The sequence below is a fragment of the Herbaspirillum sp. 1130 genome (assembly GCF_017833835.1).
Lineage (GTDB): Bacteria > Pseudomonadota > Gammaproteobacteria > Burkholderiales > Burkholderiaceae_D > Herbaspirillum > Herbaspirillum huttiense.
Genome location: NZ_JAFICQ010000001.1, coordinates 1,645,033 through 1,660,725, shown reverse-complemented (window position 1 = coordinate 1,660,725; position 15,693 = coordinate 1,645,033). Strand labels below are relative to the sequence as shown.

General features: G+C 63.0%; 16 protein-coding genes. 12 read left to right on the top strand and 4 right to left on the bottom strand.

Annotated features, from left to right (window positions below; translation table 11 throughout):
• Positions 1-145 precede the first annotated feature (145 nt).
• The gene (locus tag JOD78_RS07310; protein ID WP_121042137.1) at positions 146-1,921 is read left to right on the top strand and encodes a methyl-accepting chemotaxis protein; all 1,776 of its coding nucleotides are present in this window, start codon (positions 146-148) and stop codon (positions 1,919-1,921) included.
• Positions 1,922-2,078: 157 nt separating this feature from the next.
• Here JOD78_RS07310 and kdgD read toward each other — a convergent pair whose 3' ends face one another.
• Complete coding sequence (kdgD, locus tag JOD78_RS07305) at positions 2,079-2,999, bottom strand: 5-dehydro-4-deoxyglucarate dehydratase (protein WP_088757000.1); 921 nt, start codon at positions 2,997-2,999, stop codon at positions 2,079-2,081.
• A gap of 276 nt (positions 3,000-3,275) precedes the next feature.
• Entirely contained in the window at positions 3,276-4,043 is a 768-nt protein-coding gene (locus tag JOD78_RS07300) for a FadR/GntR family transcriptional regulator (protein WP_121042135.1), read from the bottom strand.
• Positions 4,044-4,381: 338 nt separating this feature from the next.
• Here JOD78_RS07300 and iscR point away from each other — a divergent pair, with 338 nt between their 5' ends.
• The 9 genes from iscR (at position 4,382) to iscX (ending at position 10,896) form a co-directional block, all read left to right on the top strand.
• Complete coding sequence (gene iscR / locus JOD78_RS07295) at positions 4,382-4,876, top strand: Fe-S cluster assembly transcriptional regulator IscR (RefSeq protein WP_034331344.1); 495 nt, start codon at positions 4,382-4,384, stop codon at positions 4,874-4,876.
• Positions 4,877-4,893: 17 nt separating this feature from the next.
• Complete coding sequence (locus JOD78_RS07290; RefSeq protein WP_034331343.1) at positions 4,894-6,147, top strand: IscS subfamily cysteine desulfurase; 1,254 nt, start codon at positions 4,894-4,896, stop codon at positions 6,145-6,147.
• Positions 6,148-6,228: 81 nt separating this feature from the next.
• Entirely contained in the window at positions 6,229-6,627 is a 399-nt protein-coding gene (gene iscU / locus JOD78_RS07285) for a Fe-S cluster assembly scaffold IscU (protein WP_034331342.1), read from the top strand.
• A gap of 54 nt (positions 6,628-6,681) precedes the next feature.
• Positions 6,682-7,005 (top strand): iron-sulfur cluster assembly protein IscA, encoded by a 324-nt coding sequence (gene iscA / locus JOD78_RS07280; RefSeq protein ID WP_006712826.1) that lies wholly within the window; start codon positions 6,682-6,684, stop codon positions 7,003-7,005.
• A 190-nt stretch (positions 7,006-7,195) separates the two neighbouring features.
• A complete protein-coding gene (gene hscB / locus JOD78_RS07275; RefSeq protein WP_121042133.1) occupies positions 7,196-7,711 on the top strand; it encodes a Fe-S protein assembly co-chaperone HscB in 516 nt (171 codons plus the stop codon).
• A 13-nt stretch (positions 7,712-7,724) separates the two neighbouring features.
• Positions 7,725-8,351 (top strand): LysE family translocator, encoded by a 627-nt coding sequence (locus tag JOD78_RS07270; protein ID WP_121042131.1) that lies wholly within the window; start codon positions 7,725-7,727, stop codon positions 8,349-8,351.
• Between the two features lie 45 nt (positions 8,352-8,396).
• Positions 8,397-10,262 (top strand): Fe-S protein assembly chaperone HscA, encoded by a 1,866-nt coding sequence (gene hscA, locus JOD78_RS07265; RefSeq protein WP_121042129.1) that lies wholly within the window; start codon positions 8,397-8,399, stop codon positions 10,260-10,262.
• Between the two features lie 55 nt (positions 10,263-10,317).
• Entirely contained in the window at positions 10,318-10,656 is a 339-nt protein-coding gene (gene fdx / locus JOD78_RS07260) for an ISC system 2Fe-2S type ferredoxin (protein ID WP_013235088.1), read from the top strand.
• A 45-nt stretch (positions 10,657-10,701) separates the two neighbouring features.
• Positions 10,702-10,896: a Fe-S cluster assembly protein IscX gene (iscX, locus tag JOD78_RS07255; RefSeq protein WP_034331339.1), complete on the top strand. Its 195-nt coding sequence runs from the start codon at positions 10,702-10,704 to the stop codon at positions 10,894-10,896.
• A gap of 86 nt (positions 10,897-10,982) precedes the next feature.
• Here iscX and JOD78_RS07250 read toward each other — a convergent pair whose 3' ends face one another.
• Both JOD78_RS07250 and JOD78_RS07245 read right to left on the bottom strand, forming a co-directional pair.
• Positions 10,983-12,302 carry a DUF1501 domain-containing protein gene (locus JOD78_RS07250; protein ID WP_209566992.1) on the bottom strand — a complete coding sequence of 440 codons (1,320 nt, stop codon included), beginning with the start codon at positions 12,300-12,302 and terminating at the stop codon, positions 10,983-10,985.
• 15 nt (positions 12,303-12,317) lie between these two features.
• Complete coding sequence (locus tag JOD78_RS07245; protein WP_245201996.1) at positions 12,318-13,811, bottom strand: DUF1800 domain-containing protein; 1,494 nt, start codon at positions 13,809-13,811, stop codon at positions 12,318-12,320.
• A 426-nt stretch (positions 13,812-14,237) separates the two neighbouring features.
• Here JOD78_RS07245 and JOD78_RS07240 point away from each other — a divergent pair, with 426 nt between their 5' ends.
• On the top strand, positions 14,238-14,963 hold the full coding sequence (locus tag JOD78_RS07240; RefSeq protein ID WP_134136105.1) for a response regulator transcription factor: 726 nt from the start codon (positions 14,238-14,240) through the stop codon (positions 14,961-14,963).
• Entirely contained in the window at positions 14,964-15,692 is a 729-nt protein-coding gene (locus JOD78_RS07235) for a response regulator (RefSeq protein ID WP_121042121.1), read from the top strand.
• The last annotated feature ends 1 nt before the right edge of the window (position 15,693 follow it).

The window sequence follows — 15,693 nt, the reverse complement described above, 5'->3', positions numbered from 1 at the left end:
AAACGGACATTTGCTGACTGCCCTAACCGGGAATTGGGGGAGTTTTGGTTGGTTTGCCGCCGATATGAAGCGCGACGCGGTGTTGTATCGTCTGCGCCATGTTGTTCATTTCACGTGTTGTATCAATATTAAGCGGAGAGAGGGAATGCGAAATCTGACGGTTCGCTTCAGCCTGATGAGCGCGCTTGCGCTGTTTTCAGTGATGATCGTGGTAGGTGCTGCAGTGGGCATCTTTGCGCTGGGCCGCGCCAACCATGCCACCGTTTTTGTGCATGAGATTGCCGAGCATGTCATCCTCATCAATGATGCGTACAAGGACACCACCCGCACGCGTTCTGCGCAGGGGCGGATTTATTCGGTCCTGATGGAGAAGGGCGAGCCAGCAGTGGTTGACGCCGCCTTCACCAGTGCTGCGCGGACCTATGAGAGCAGCCTCAAGTATCTGGACGAGTTTGCCAAGTTGCCTCTTCTGGAGGGAGAGGATCCCGCCATCAAGACTGAACTGCTTGAATCGGGCAAGGCCTTGAACGAGTTGCTGAAGAAGGCCGGCGATATTCTCAAGACCGGTGATGCTGCGGCCTATTCCCAGCTCAACAACAAATTCATCGCTCCGGCAGGCTCGCGCTTTTCGAAGGCATTGGATACTTTCCAGAAGCGCGCCATCGAGATCAACGACGTGGCCACCGAAGAACGCGAGCGTGAGTACAGCATGGTGGTCTGGATGGTGATCGCAGGCCTGATCGGCGCCATGTTCCTGGTCATCGGCGTGCATTTCCTGCTGCGCAACATCGTCTTGACGCCCCTGAACCGCGCCGTGCATCTGCTGGATCTGGTGGCCAATGGCGACCTGACGACCAAGGTTGACGTCCACAGCAACAACGAGATCGGCCGCCTGTTCTCGGCCATCCGCAGCATGCAGCAGGCACTGCTGACCACGGTCTCGCGCGTACGCAGCAGTTCGGACAGCATCGATACCAATGCCAAGGAAATCGCCGCCGGCAACATGGACCTGTCCTCGCGCACCGAGCAGCAGGCCAGCTCGCTGGAAGAAACCGCGGCCTCCATGGAGCAGCTGACCGGCACCGTCAAGCAGAATGCCGACAATGCCCTGCAAGCCAACCAGCTGGCGCATTCGGCGTCCTCCACCGCCAGCAAGGGCGGGGAAGTGGTATCGCAGGTGGTCGATACCATGCAGGCCATCAATGAATCCTCGCGCAGGATCGTGGACATCATCAGCGTGATCGACGGCATCGCCTTCCAGACCAACATCCTGGCGCTCAACGCCGCGGTGGAAGCCGCCCGTGCCGGCGAGCAGGGCCGCGGCTTTGCCGTGGTGGCTTCGGAAGTGCGCTCGCTGGCCCAGCGTTCAGCCGCCGCCGCCAAGGAAATCAAGTCGCTCATCGATGCTTCGGTGGAGAAGGTCGAAGCCGGCAGCCAACTGGTGGAACAGGCCGGTGCCACCATGGGCGAAGTCGTCACCAGCGTGCAGCGCGTCACCGACATCGTGGGTGAAATCGCCGAAGCCAGCCGTGAGCAGAGCACCGGCATCGAACAGGTCAACCGCGCCATTACGCAGATGGATGAAGTGACCCAGCAGAATGCTGCGTTGGTGGAGCAAGCAGCCGCTGCGGCCCAATCGCTGCAGGCGCAGGCGACCAATCTGGTCGGCGCGGTCAGCATCTTCAAGATCGATGCGCATCAGGTCGCCAGCCCGGCGGCCAAGCCGCGCCCGGCACCGATGGCACCGCCGCCGGCCCCGGCTGCGCCCGCTGCGCCTGCCTTGAAGCCTGCGCCGCCCGCCCCCGTTGCTGCTGCACCGAAGGCTGCTCCCAAGCTGCCACCTGCCAAGCCGGCCAAGGCCGCGCCGCCTGCGCCGGGCAGCCGCATCAAGGACGATGCACAGGATTGGGAAGAGTTCTGATTATTGGTGCTTCCCTTCACGAAAACCTCCGTCGCTCAGGCCACGGAGGTTTTTTTTCGGCCAGGGCCTGCACTTTCTTTCATATCGCCCAAAAAGGGAGGGGCCGCAGCTGCCTGCGGCCCCTCCCTCGGGTACTGCCGATCAGATCATGCCGTCTTTATTGCGGACCCAGCTTCTTGATCAGTGCAGCCAGTTCTTCGTGCTCTTCCGGCGTGCAGTCGGTCAGGGGCGTACGCACCGGTCCGGCATCGTGGCCGACGATCTTGGCACCGGCCTTGACGATGGAGACGGCATAACCGGCCTTGCGATTGCGGATGGCGAGGTAGGGCAGGAAGAAGTCATCGATCAGCTTGCCCACGGTGTCGTGGTCTTCCTTGGCGATGGCCTGATAGAACTCGACGGCGGTCTTGGGGATGAAGTTGAAGACCGCCGAGGAGTACACCGGCACGCCCAGCGCCTTGTAGGCGGCAGCATAGACTTCCGCAGTCGGCAGGCCACCCAGGTAGGTGAAACGGTCACCCAGCTTGCGGCGGATATGCACCATCGGTTCGATCTCGCCGATGCCGTCCTTGAAACCGATCAGGTTGGGGCAGCGGTCAGCCAGGCGTTGCAGGGTCTCGGCATTGAGCTTGCAGACTGCACGGTTGTAGATGATGACGCCGAAGTTGACCGATTTGCAGACCGCTTCCACGTGGGCGGCGATGCCGTCCTGGCTGGCTTCTGTCAGGTAGTGGGGCATCAGCAGGATGCCGTGGGCACCCAGGCGCTCGGCTTCCTGGGCGTAGGCGATGGCCGCGCGGGTGGAGCCGCCGGCGCCGGCGATGATGGGCACCTTGCCGCGGCAGGTGTCGACGGCGGTGCGGATGATGTCCGAATATTCACCCGGGACCAGCGAGAAGAACTCACCCGTGCCACCGGCGGCGAACAGCGCGCTCGCGCCATAGGGCGCCAGCCATTCCAGACGTTCGATGTAGGTCTTGGGGCGGAAGTCGCCTTGCTCGTCGAAGTCCGTCAGCGGGAACGACAGCAGGCCGGAAGAGAGGATCTGTTTGAGGTCTTGGGGTGTGTACTGGGACATGGTTTCGCTCGACGCCGTTAGGAATGGGTTGGAAAACGAGGCAAATAGGATGAATGTTGTCTCTGATCTTCTTGTATCCAATTAGGATATCAGTCATCGTACAACATAAGATTTCAGAAAGCCAGTACTTTGTTGTGATGGTTTGCGCAGGGTGGAGGGCGGGATTCCCGGCCGGCCGGGCCGAGGAGATCGTCGGATGGCGGAGGCTTGCTGAAGAGGGGGAGGGAACGGAAGCGGCCGGTCCGTGCAGCACGGGCCGGCCGGACTTGCGCGGGATCAGGCGTTGCCGGCGGTGCCCGATTCGGCTTCCTGCTGGGCGCGGCGCAGGCGCTCGCGGCTGTTGGTGAGGTGATTGCGCATGGCGGCGCGGGCGGCTTCAGCATCGCCGCGGGCGATCGCCTCATAGATGTCTTCGTGCTCGCGCTGTACCCGCTCCAGGTAGCTGGCCTGCTGGTCATGCGCCAGCTCGGCGGTATTGATGCGCTTGCGCGGGATCACACCCATGCCGAGATGGCTGATGATCTCGATGAAATAGCGGTTGCCGGTGGCGTTGGCGATGGCGAAGTGGAAACGGAAGTCCGGGCCCACGGTGTCGCCGCCGCTTTTCTGGTTGGCGTGGAACAGGTCCAGCGCCTCGCGGATTTCCTGCAGCTGGGCATCGCTGCGGCGCGATGCGGCCAGGCCGGCGGTTTCGGTCTCCAGGCTGATGCGCAGCTCCAGCAGCGCCAGCAGGTCGCGCATGGTGGTGATGGTGGCCGGGTCGATGTTGATGTTGGAACCCTTCTTGACCTCCAGCACGAAGGTGCCGATGCCGTGCCGCGTCTCCACCAGTCCGGCCGCCTGCAGGCGCGAGATGGCTTCACGCACCACGGTGCGCGAGACGCCCTGGGTCTGCATGATCTCGGATTCGGTGGGCAGCTTGTCGCCCGGCTTGAGGCTGCCGTTGGAGATCATTGCGGTCAGCGCCGCCACCACTTCCTGCGACAGGCTCTGGGGCTTGCGGCGCGGGCGCAGCAGCGGGTTGGGGGTATCGCTTACATCCATATCGTTTTATTTCTCGGGAGCGCTGGCAGACCGGATTGTGAATGGTTGTGATCGGTCCGCATCAGGCGGGGTGAACATAGTCGCGCCATCTTACCAGATCGATAAGCCGCCACGACGCCAGGACCAGCCGTAGCCGTGAGAGTAGCGCACTTTGCGCAAGAGGTCAGACAAGTTTCAGGTGAATTTGTCGACGGCTTGCGCCAGGCCGGGTTTTGGCCGATATGAAGGAAAAGGCAGGGTACCTGACAGAATTACTCGGGTTTGCTATACTTGACTCAAATATTCGGGAATTCAGGGTAACCGGCCCCGCCGGTGCATTTGTTTCTGGAGCGAACTTCATGCGTCTTACCACCAAAGGCCGTTTTGCCGTGACAGCGATGATTGACCTGGCTTTGCGCCAGGGCAAGGGCCCCGTCACGCTGTCGGCCATCAGCGAGCGCCAGGAAATTTCTTTATCATATCTGGAGCAGTTGTTCGGCAAGTTGCGGCGTCACCAGATCGTCGAGTCCGTGAGGGGGCCCGGCGGTGGTTACAATCTCGCCCGCAAGGCGGCTGACGTATCGGTCGCCGACATCATCATCGCGGTGGACGAACCCCTGGATGCAACCCAGTGCGGTGGCAAGGAAAATTGCCACAGCGCGGCGCATCCGGGCGGCGCACGCTGTATGACGCATGAGCTGTGGTCCACCCTGAACGAGAAGATGGTCGAGTACCTGGATTCGGTATCCCTCCAGGACCTGGTGGACCAGCAAAAAGAACCCAAGGCGGCCGAACACCGTGCCGCCGACTCGCAGAGCGTGGTGGTGATGCACCGCCCGCAAGCCGCAGCCTGATTTGGAGCAAGGACCTTATGAACGCACCCCTGGAAAAAAGCCTGCTGGAGACCATCAAGGCTCCGCACTTCCCGATCTACATGGACTACTCGGCGACCACCCCGGTCGATCCGCGCGTGGCCGACAAGATGATCCCCTACCTGCGCGAGCAGTTCGGCAACCCCGCTTCGCGCAGCCACATGTACGGCTGGACTGCTGAAAAGGCCGTGGAAGAGGCGCGTGAAGAAGTGGCCAAGCTGGTCAACGCGGATTCGCGCGAGATCATCTGGACCTCCGGTGCCACCGAGAGCAACAACCTGGCTATCAAGGGCGCGGCGCAGTTCTACAAGTCCAAGGGCAAGCACATCATCACCGTCAAGACCGAGCACAAGGCGGTGCTGGATACCTTCCGCGAGCTGGAACGCGTGGGCTTCGAAGCCACCTACCTGCAGCCTCAGGACAATGGCCTGGTCACGGTCGAGCAGATCGCTGCCGCCGTGCGTCCGGATACCATCCTGGTGTCGGTCATGCTGGTGAACAATGAAATCGGCGTGATCCAGCCGGTGCCGGAAATCGGCGAGTTCTGCCGCTCCAAGGGCATCATCTTCCACAGCGACGCCGCCCAGGCGACCGGCAAGGTCAAGATCGACCTGGAAAACTGGAAGGTCGACCTGATGAGCTTCTCGGCTCACAAGAGCTACGGCCCCAAGGGTATCGGTGCGCTGTATGTGCGCCGCAAGCCGCGCGTGCGCATCGAAGCACAGATGCACGGCGGTGGCCACGAGCGCGGCCTGCGTTCGGGCACCCTGGCTACCCACCAGATCGTGGGCATGGGTGAAGCCTTCCGCCTGGCGCGTGAAGAAATGGACAGCGAGCTGTCCCGCATCCGCGCGCTGCGTGATCGCCTGGCCAAGGGCCTGCAAGAGATCGAAGAGACCTACATCAACGGCGACATGGATCATCGCGTGCCGCACAACCTGAACGTGAGCTTCAACTACGTTGAAGGTGAATCGCTGATCATGGCCATCAAGGACATCGCCGTTTCGTCCGGTTCGGCCTGCACCTCGGCCAGCCTGGAGCCGTCCTACGTGCTGCGCGCCCTGGGCCGCAGCGACGAACTGGCGCACAGCTCGATCCGCTTCACCATCGGCCGCTTCACCACCGAGGAAGATATCGATTTCACCATCGAGCTGATCAAGAGCAAGGTCGGCAAGCTGCGCGAGCTGTCCCCGCTGTGGGACATGTACAAGGACGGCGTGGACCTGTCCACCATCCAGTGGGCGGCCCACTAAACCAGGATTCTGCCAGCCATCGCCAGCAGCCGCAGCAGGGCAGGGGCGATGGCCGAAACCATCATCTAGGGAGCAAAGAACATGTCTTATTCCGAAAAAGTACTCGACCACTATGAAAACCCCCGCAACGTCGGCGCCTTCGAAAAGGGCGACGACACCGTGGGCACCGGCATGGTCGGCGCGCCGGCCTGCGGCGACGTGATGAAGCTGCAGATCAAGGTGGGCGCGGATGGCGTCATTCAGGATGCCAAGTTCAAGACCTACGGCTGCGGTTCGGCCATCGCTTCGTCTTCGCTGGTGACCGAATGGGTCAAGGGCAAGACCTTGGACGAAGCCCTGTCCATCAAGAACACCCAGATCGCTGAAGAACTGGCCCTGCCGCCGGTGAAGATCCACTGCTCGATCCTGGCCGAAGACGCCATCAAGGCTGCCGTGCAGGACTACAAGGCCAAGCACGGCGAACAGCAGCAAGCCGCCTGAGCGGCTTGACGGGCAGGACAGCAAGGCCGTTTTCGATTTCGTAAGGCAAGCATCATGGCAATCACGTTGACAGAGAAGGCAGCAAAACACATCAGCCGCTACATGGAGCGCCGTGGCAAGGGCATCGGCCTGCGCCTGGGTGTGCGCACCACCGGCTGCTCCGGCCTGGCCTACAAGCTGGAGTATGTGGATGAACAATCGTCCGAAGACACCGTCTTCGAGTCGCACGGCGTGCGCGTCTTCGTCGATCCCAAGAGCTTGCCCTACATCGATGGTACCGAGCTGGACTTCGCCCGGGAGGGACTGAACGAAGGATTCAAGTTCCAGAATCCGAACGTCAAGGATGAATGTGGCTGCGGCGAAAGCTTCCGCATCTGAGCTGCATTTTCAGTTTCTTGTCGATGCCGTCGTACCGGCTTTGTGGTGCAGGCGGCCCCAGTGCTTAGCCGGACCGTGATAGCCCTGTGACAGCCTCGTGATTGCTCCCTGCGGGGCCGGCCTGGTCACCGTCCGCCGTCCCTGATGTGCCAAGCCTGTTGCAGTCCGACAGGCTTTTTATTTTTCAGCCATGCAAAACCACTTCGATCTGTTCCAGCTGCCGCAACGTTTCGCCATCGACCAGAAGGCGCTGGAGCAGGCTTTCCACAGCGTGCAGGGCCAGGCGCATCCGGACAAATTCGCGCACGCCAGCGATGCGGAAAAGCGCGTAGCCATGCAGTGGGCCACACGGGCCAACGAGGCTTACCAGACGCTGAAGAACCCGTTGAAGCGCGCACGCTACCTGTGCGAGCTGCACGGCGTAGACCTGCAGACCGAATCCAACACCGCCATGGCCCCCGCTTTCCTGATGCAGCAGATGGAATGGCGCGAGACGCTTGACGACGCCAAGGCCGGCAAGGACATCGATGCCCTGGAGCAGCTCAATACCGAACTGCTGACCGAGAAGAAAGCCGAGATCGCGCGCATCGAAGCGCTGCTGGATGTGGGCGACTACGCCGGTGCCGGCAAGCTGGTGCGCCAGCTGATGTTCCTCGACAAGTTCGGGGCCGAGATCGGCGATGCCTTTGCCCTGATCGAAGGCTGACCGGAGACGCACGATGCCCGATCTGTTCCTGTTCCTGCTGGCCGCGATGACGCTGACCCTGGCACCGGGTCCGGACAACATCTACGTGCTCACGCGCGGCATCGCCCAAGGGCGCAAGGCCGGGCTTGTGGCTGCTGCCGGGTTCTGTTCGGGACTGATCTTTCATACGCTGCTGGCCGTGCTGGGTTTTGCTGCCCTCATCAAGGCTTATCCGCCGGCCTACCACGCGCTGCAATACGCGGGTGCCGCCTATCTGGCCTATCTGGGTGTGCGCACGTTGCGTTCGGCTTCCAGCGGCATCGCGATGTCGGCAGACGGGCAGGGCGCTGCGGCGGTCCCGCTGCGCCGCATCTATTGGCAGAGCGTGCTGGCCAATATGCTCAACCCGAAGGTGACGTTGTTCTTCATCGCTTTCCTGCCGCAGTTCGTGCAGCGCGAGGCTGGTCATGAAGCACTGCAGATGCTGATATTGGCGCTGGTGTTCATTGTCCAGGCCTTCGTCATCTTCAGCGCCATCGCGCTCTTTTCCGGTGCCGTCGGTGCGGTCTTCCGCCGTCGCGCTTCCGCTTCCGTTCATCTGAATCGCCTGGCAGGCTGTGCCTTCATCGGCCTGGGCATCCGGATGGCCTTACCTGAATAACGGCGAGTCACTTCGCCCCAACGCTCCACGACGAGTCCACACCTTATGGCTTTACTGCAGATTTCCGAACCGGGCATGTCCACCGCGCCACACCAGCGTCGTCTGGCCGTCGGCATCGACCTGGGCACCACCAATTCGCTGGTGGCGACCGTACGCAACAGCATTCCCGAAGTCCTGGCCGATGATGACGGCCGCGTGCTGCTGCCCTCGATCGTGCGCTACCTGCCCAACGGCCATGCCAACATCGGCTACAAGGCCCAGGCCGCGCAGACCATTGATCCGCGCAATACCATCGTCTCGGTCAAGCGTTTCATGGGCCGTGGCCTCAAGGACATCGCCCACGCCGAGAACATGCCCTATGACTTCCAGGACCAGCCCGGCATGGTGCAGATCAAGACCGTGGCCGGCGTGAAGAGCCCGGTGGAAGTCTCGGCCCAGATCCTGGCCACACTGCGCCAGACCGCTGAAGATGCCCTGGGCGACGACCTGGTGGGTGCTGTCATCACCGTGCCTGCCTACTTCGATGATGCCCAGCGCCAGGCCACCAAGGACGCGGCGCAACTGGCCGGTCTCAATGTCCTGCGCCTGCTCAATGAACCGACGGCGGCCGCGATCGCCTACGGCCTGGACAATGCCTCCGAAGGGATCTTCGCGGTCTATGACCTGGGTGGCGGTACCTTCGATATTTCCATCCTCAAGCTCACGCGCGGCGTCTTCGAAGTGCTGGCGACAGGCGGCGATTCGGCCTTGGGCGGGGATGATTTCGATCATCGCCTGTTCTGCTGGATCAGCCACGAGGCGCAACTGCAGCCGCTGTCGGATGAAGACACGCGCCTCCTGATGGTCAAGGCGCGCGAAGTCAAGGAGCTGCTCTCCACCAAGGATGAAGTGCAGATCGATGCCGTGCTCAAGTCCGGCGAAGAAGTGCACCTGTCGATTACCGCCGCACAATTCAACGAGATCACCCAGCACCTGGTCGCCAAGACCATGGCCCCGGTCCGCAAGGCCCTGCGCGATGCCAGCCTGACCGTGGAAGACGTGGATGGCGTGGTGCTGGTCGGCGGTGCTACCCGCATGCCGCACATCCGCCGCGCGGTGGGCGAGTTCTTCAAGACCAATCCGCTGTCCAACATCGACCCCGACAAGGTGGTGGCGCTGGGTGCGGCCGTGCAGGCCAATCTGCTGGCCGGCAACCGTGCGCCGGGTGACGACTGGCTGCTGCTGGACGTGATCCCGCTGTCGCTGGGCATCGAGACCATGGGTGGCTTGGCCGAGAAGGTCATCCCGCGCAATTCCACCATCCCCTGTGCCCGCGCCCAGGAATTCACCACCTTCAAGGATGGCCAGACCGCCATGGCGATCCACGTGGTGCAGGGCGAGCGTGAGCTGGTGGCCGACTGCCGTTCACTGGCCCGCTTCGAGCTGCGCGGCATTCCGCCGATGGCCGCCGGTGCGGCGCGCATCCGCGTGACCTACCAGGTCGATGCCGATGGCTTGCTGGCGGTGTCGGCGCGCGAGATGACCTCGGGCGTGGAAGCCTCCATCACCGTCAAGCCTTCGTATGGCCTGGGCGATGATGAAATCGCCCGCATGCTGCAGGAATCCTTCAGCTCGGCCGATGAAGACATGCAACGCCGCGCCCTGCGCGAAGAACAGGTCGAAGCCGAGCGCATCGTCCTGGCCACCCGTTCGGCCCTGCAGGCCGATGCCGCGCTGCTGTCGGAAGACGAGCGCGTGGCCATCGAAGCGCAGATCGACGCCGTGACGGCCGCCGCGCAAGGTACGGATCACCTCGCCATCAAGGCAGCGGTAGATGCACTCGCGCATGGCACCGAAGAATTCGCTGCACGGCGCATGGACCGCAGCGTGCACGCCGCGCTGGCCGGCAAGAAACTGGACGAAGTCGCGTAAGCGATTGCGTCCCCCCGAATACTGTAGACACGATAGACAAGACACGAGAGCCACCATGCCCCAGATCGTCATCCTCCCCCATCCGGTCCTTTGCCCTGAAGGCTCGGTGATCGATGCCCCCGCCGGCAAGACCCTGTGCGATGCGCTGCTGGACAGCGACATCGACATCGAGCACGCCTGCGAAAAGTCCTGCGCCTGTACCACCTGCCACGTGGTCATCCGCGAAGGTTTCGAGACCCTCGATGATCCGACCGACAAGGAAGAAGACCTGCTGGACATGGCCTGGGGCCTGGAAGCGACGTCCCGCCTGTCTTGCCAGGTGGTGCTGGGCGAAGACGACCTGACCGTCGAAATCCCCAAGTACACCATCAACCACGCTTCGGAGAATCACTGATCTTCCGAGGTTTTCGTTCGGTGCCATGGCACCGGGGAGACTGACATGAAATGGACTGATACCCAGCAGATCGCCGAGGAACTCTACGACAAGTTTCCCGAGGTCGATCCCAAGACCATCCGCTTTACCGACCTGCATCGTTGGGTGATGGAGCTGGAGGGGTTTGAGGATGATCCCAATCGCTCTGGTGAGCGCATTCTGGAAGCCATTCAGGCAGCGTGGATTGCCGAGGCGGAATGACTCGGACAGCTGCGGTAAAAGCGAAAAGCCGCATCGATTCGATGCGGTTTTTTTACGTTTGACGTATCTGCGATCTCTGCAAAATATCAGACGAAGAGATCAGGAATCCCTCTTGCCCCCGCAGCATATTGTGGAAAAATTTTCTCCAATGCCTGATCCGGGATGCGCATATGCCGCTCCGACAGCGCACACAAGACCGCCCGGAAATCCGTCGTGATCGCTAGGTCGCGCCCCTCGTTCAAGGCTGTCTGATTCAGCCCCGGCCACTGACCATAAATCTTGCCGCCGCGCAGATTGCCCCCCATCAGCCACATCGCATTGCCGTGGCCATGATCGGTCCCGCCGTTGCCATTCTCCTTGAAGGTGCGGCCGAATTCAGACATCACCACGATGACCGTGTCATTGAATGCCGGCCCCAGTTCACGCGCCAGCGTGGCCAGGCCCGTGGCCAGTGGCGACAGACGCCCGGCCAGCTGGCCGGTGCCGTTGCCTTGTGCAATGTGCGTATCCCAGCCCCCCACGGCCAGGAAGGCCAGCCGGATGCGCGGATCATGCCGCATCAGCCGGCCCAAGCGTGCCGTATCCATGGAGAGCCCATTGGGCAGCGGCGCGCCGTTGTTGGCCATCTGCTGCTCCTGGCTGTTGATCTCGGCCATGAGCTGCTTGCGCGCGGCCATGCCATCGCGATAGGCCTTGCCCAGCGCATCATCACCGCCATACAGCGGATCGAAGACCTGGCTCCAGCGCGGCTGGTCAATCATGCTCGGACGCGTGGCATCGCGCCCGGTCTGCAGATTGGCCGCCACGTTGTGGCCGCTCAGGATGCGCGGCGTGGCGCTGCCGACGTTGATGGCCTGCAGTGGCGACTCGGCCGGCGGCAGGTAATCCATCACCCGGTTGAGCCAGCCGTCGCGCGTGCTGTGCTGGCCGGGTGTGCCGGTTTCCATATAGTCCTGCGCTTCGAAGTGCGAGCGCGAGCCATCGGGCGAACCCGATGCATGCACGAAGGCCAGCTGCCCGCTTTCCCAGTACGGCATCAGCGGCTGCAGCGCCGGATGCAAACCGAAGTAACCGGTCAGGTCCAGCGCGCCGTTGGCCTGGCCGGGACGTGCCACCGCAATGGTCGGACGCGCCTGGTAGTACAGCGGATCGCCATGCGGCACCACCACGTTGAGGCCATCGACGGCCCCGCGCAGGAACACCACCACCATGCGCGGCGCACCGTCACCCTGGGCATGCGCGCGCGGGGCAGGGGAGCCGTAGGCCACCTTGCCGGGCGTGTGGTTGCTGCGGCTGATGGTCTGGTCGCCGGTCGGCACGACAGCACAGCCGGACAAGCCGATCGGCACCAGGATGGCGCCGCTGCCGGCAGCGCCCAGATAACGGAGAAAATGGCGGCGGTTCATGCTGGCCTCCAGCGGTTAGCGTTTCATGAAATCGGGACTGCCCAGGACCAGGCCGGCACGCTGGTTCTCAGGTGCGGCATTGATCTGTGCGGCGGTGGCCGGCGTGATGGCCGGGCCGAGGGTGCGCAGCAAGGCCGCTGCGTCCAGCGGCGGAGCCTCCGTATTGGAGGGCGCAGGCGCGCCTTCCACGCGGGCGATCGGCGACTTGCCGCTGGCCAGGTTGCCGGCCAGATTGATCCGCCGCAGCAGCGCGCCGGGATTGAGCCAGGCCGCCTGCGAATACTTGTAGCCCTCGGGCGTGAGCCAGCCATACAGCGGCATGCCGAACTGCCCCAGTTCGCCATTGACCGGCTTGGGATTGCGCACCGGAATATCACCCGCGCGCAGGGCCGAGACCACGAACTGGTACGGCGTCTTGAATTGCGTCTGGTAATTGCTGCGGGCCCAGAATTGCGGACTGTCGAACAGGGTCTGCAACACGGCCCGGATATCGCCATGGCTGGCCAGGAATTTCTGCGCCAGCTTGTTCACCAGCGCCGGATCGGGTTGGTCGGCGACGAAGTATTCCGCCAGCTGGGTCGAGATGAAGCGTGCCGTCGACGGATGATTGGCCAGGATGTCCAGCGCCGCTTCGCCTTCCTGATAGCCGCTCGCCTGCAGCGGTTTGCCGAGGAAGATCTTGGGGCCGTTGTCATGCCGTTGCGCGGCGAAGCGGAAGGGCGAGGCACCGGCCTTCATGGCGTCCACATCGATGGTCCAGCCGGAGAGAATGCGCGCCAGCGTGATCACGTCGGCCTGCTGATAGCCACCATTTACGCCCAGCGTATGCAGCTCCATCAGCTCGCGTGCGTAGTTCTCGTTGAGCCCCTTGAAACGCCCGCGCGCACCGGGCGTGCCGGCACCGCTGGAGAGCCAGTTGTCGAGGTAGTAGAGCATCGCCGGATGATGCGCCACCGCCCCCAGCAGATCGCGGAAGTTGCCCAGGGCATAGGGGCGGATGGCGTTCTTTTCATAGTCGCCCACCCAGTAGCGCACCCACTCCTTGCCTTCGAAGACGTTGAAGTGATTTGCCCAGAATTCCGTCATGACTTCTTCCAGCTGGCGCGGGCTTTCGCTGGCCTGCAGCAGCCGCGCCATGTGGAACTGCGGCGTCAGTTCGCGCGGCGCACGCTGGCGCGCGGCCTGCTGGTCTTCCTTGCTGGCGCTGCGGTCGAAGGAGGGCGGGCCATAGTCGACGAACAACTGTGCCGGCGTCATCTGCAGGCCCGGCAGCGCCGCCAGGCGCGCCTGCAAATCATCGGGCAGGGGGATGCGCTCTGGATGCAGTTGCTGGTCGATGTAGCGTTTCACGCCCATGCGCTCCACCTGCTCCAGATCGCCGGGACGCGGCCCATAGGCGAGCCGGTTGAGTACGTGCAGGGCGCGCTCCTGTTCCGACAGCGGGGCACTGGCGGAAGTCGGCCCAGCCGCCTGGGCCTGCCCCAAGGTGCAGGCAACCAGTGCCAGCATCAGCCAGGCTGAACGTGAAGGAAAAAGCTGCTTGAAGGGCGCTTGCATCGACGAGCCTCGCGAGGTCGAAAATTGGGGAGAACAGCTGCAGGCCAGTATGGTGATGGACTTGCACGCGGGCTGTAATAAAGTGTAATGCGCGGGTCTGGCCGCACCGCGATCCCGTGCTGCTGCGGCCGAGCGCCACTGTAGCGCAGCAAGCATTGTTCTTCATACAGGGTGTTACAAAGCTGACGCCTGCGTCAGCTTCCCGCAAGCGCGGTAAAGTATAAAAATTCTGCGATTTGTCACTGTTTTTCAGACGATTCTTATGCGCCGGAAGGCGGCGCTCGACCACAATAACGCCTTCGTCAGCGGCTGCATCAGAAGGGGGGCTGATGATGCACCGCAGCGGCTTCACATGATCAGAATACGAGGGGATAGCGCATGACATGGACCTTGGCATCGGCGTTGCGCATCGCGCTGCTGGACGACCACGCCGTGGTGCGTTACGGCCTGGCCAAGCGTCTGGCCGAGGAGCCGGATTTCACCGTGGTCGGCGCTTTCGCCACCAGCAAGGAGCTCATGGCAGCCTTGCGCGCCTCGCCGGCCGATCTGCTGCTGATCGATTATTCGCTGGGCAGCAATGACATCGACGGTCTCAACCTGATCCGCGCCTTGCGCGTGCGCTTTCCGCGTTCCAAGATCCTGGTGACCTCGGCCCACAGCAGCCCGGCGACGGTGGCCATGGCGATGAAGGCGGGGGCACGCGGTTTCGTCAGCAAATCGCAGGAGCTGGCCGAACTGATCCTGGCCATCCGCACCATCAGCCGGGGACGCGAATATCTCAACAGCACCATGACCCGCGAGCTGGCCATCATGCAGGCCGCCGAAGCGGCCACGCGCAGCCAGCCCGAAGTGCGCCCGCCGCGCCGGCGACCGCGCGGCACTGACGTCTCGCCGGACTCGCTGTCGGACATGCCCAGCCTGTCGCCGCGCGAACGGGAAGTCCTGCGCTGCTGCCTGGACGGCATGTCGGTCACCGACATCGCGGAAAAATTCGCACGCAGCGTCAAGACCATCAGCGGGCAGAAGCAATCGGCCTTCCGCAAGCTGGGCGTGCGCAGTGACAACGAACTGTTCAAGATCGAATACCAGATCAAGGAGCTGTAAATGCCGCACCAGAGGGAAAGCGCCACTACCGGGCAACGTGAACCGGCCGTGCTGCTGGTCGATGATTCCGTCACCATTCGTTACGCCATCCAGAACCGCCTGCAGCGGCTCGGCTGTCAGGTCGATTGCGTGGCCGATGGCGGCAGCGCATTGGCCGCCATCCGGGCGCGGCCCTACGGGCTGGTGCTGCTGGATTGCTTCCTGCCCGACATTCCCGGTCAGGAAGTCGCCCGCCAGGTGCGGCAGCTGGAACAGACGCAGCGCCAGCGTCCTTATACGCCGCTGATCGGCATTTCCGCCGAAACCGATGCCCTGCATGTGCAGCGCTGTCTGGACAGCGGCATGGACGGCATGCTTCCCAAGCCCTTGCAGACCCAGGCCATCCGGCGCCTGCTGGCCCTCTGGTGCGATCTCGACAATGAGGAGGATGGCCAGGCCATGACGCCTGAACAGGAATATGGACAGGATCTGGACCGGCTCTTCCTGCAAACCACCCGCAACGATCTGGCGGCGCTCGAACAGGCCAGCCTGCAGGGCGACAGAGGAAGGATGGTGCAGCTCGCACATCGCATGAAGGGAGCCGCCCTGACCATGGGCCGGCTGGAACTGGTGGCGCTGCTGGATTGCGTGGAAGAAGCGCTGCGCGCCGAGGCCGATGGCCAGGCCGCCATCAGCCTGCTGCTGCAGTCGCTGGCCAGTGCCCTGCAGGCGCGGAGCCTGCAGGCCTGAT

Coding starts and splice junctions, on each gene's coding strand:
- fdx (WP_013235088.1), top strand. CDS start 10,318: ATGCCCCAGATCGTCATCCTCCCCCATCCGGTCCTTTGCCCTGAAGGC.
- hscA (WP_121042129.1), top strand. CDS start 8,397: ATGGCTTTACTGCAGATTTCCGAACCGGGCATGTCCACCGCGCCACAC.
- JOD78_RS07270 (WP_121042131.1), top strand. CDS start 7,725: ATGCCCGATCTGTTCCTGTTCCTGCTGGCCGCGATGACGCTGACCCTG.
- iscX (WP_034331339.1), top strand. CDS start 10,702: ATGAAATGGACTGATACCCAGCAGATCGCCGAGGAACTCTACGACAAG.
- iscR (WP_034331344.1), top strand. CDS start 4,382: ATGCGTCTTACCACCAAAGGCCGTTTTGCCGTGACAGCGATGATTGAC.
- JOD78_RS07240 (WP_134136105.1), top strand. CDS start 14,238: ATGACATGGACCTTGGCATCGGCGTTGCGCATCGCGCTGCTGGACGAC.
- iscU (WP_034331342.1), top strand. CDS start 6,229: ATGTCTTATTCCGAAAAAGTACTCGACCACTATGAAAACCCCCGCAAC.
- JOD78_RS07300 (WP_121042135.1), bottom strand. CDS start 4,043: ATGGATGTAAGCGATACCCCCAACCCGCTGCTGCGCCCGCGCCGCAAG.
- JOD78_RS07235 (WP_121042121.1), top strand. CDS start 14,964: ATGCCGCACCAGAGGGAAAGCGCCACTACCGGGCAACGTGAACCGGCC.
- hscB (WP_121042133.1), top strand. CDS start 7,196: ATGCAAAACCACTTCGATCTGTTCCAGCTGCCGCAACGTTTCGCCATC.
- JOD78_RS07250 (WP_209566992.1), bottom strand. CDS start 12,302: ATGAACCGCCGCCATTTTCTCCGTTATCTGGGCGCTGCCGGCAGCGGC.
- iscA (WP_006712826.1), top strand. CDS start 6,682: ATGGCAATCACGTTGACAGAGAAGGCAGCAAAACACATCAGCCGCTAC.
- JOD78_RS07245 (WP_245201996.1), bottom strand. CDS start 13,811: ATGCTGGCACTGGTTGCCTGCACCTTGGGGCAGGCCCAGGCGGCTGGG.
- JOD78_RS07310 (WP_121042137.1), top strand. CDS start 146: ATGCGAAATCTGACGGTTCGCTTCAGCCTGATGAGCGCGCTTGCGCTG.
- JOD78_RS07290 (WP_034331343.1), top strand. CDS start 4,894: ATGAACGCACCCCTGGAAAAAAGCCTGCTGGAGACCATCAAGGCTCCG.
- kdgD (WP_088757000.1), bottom strand. CDS start 2,999: ATGTCCCAGTACACACCCCAAGACCTCAAACAGATCCTCTCTTCCGGC.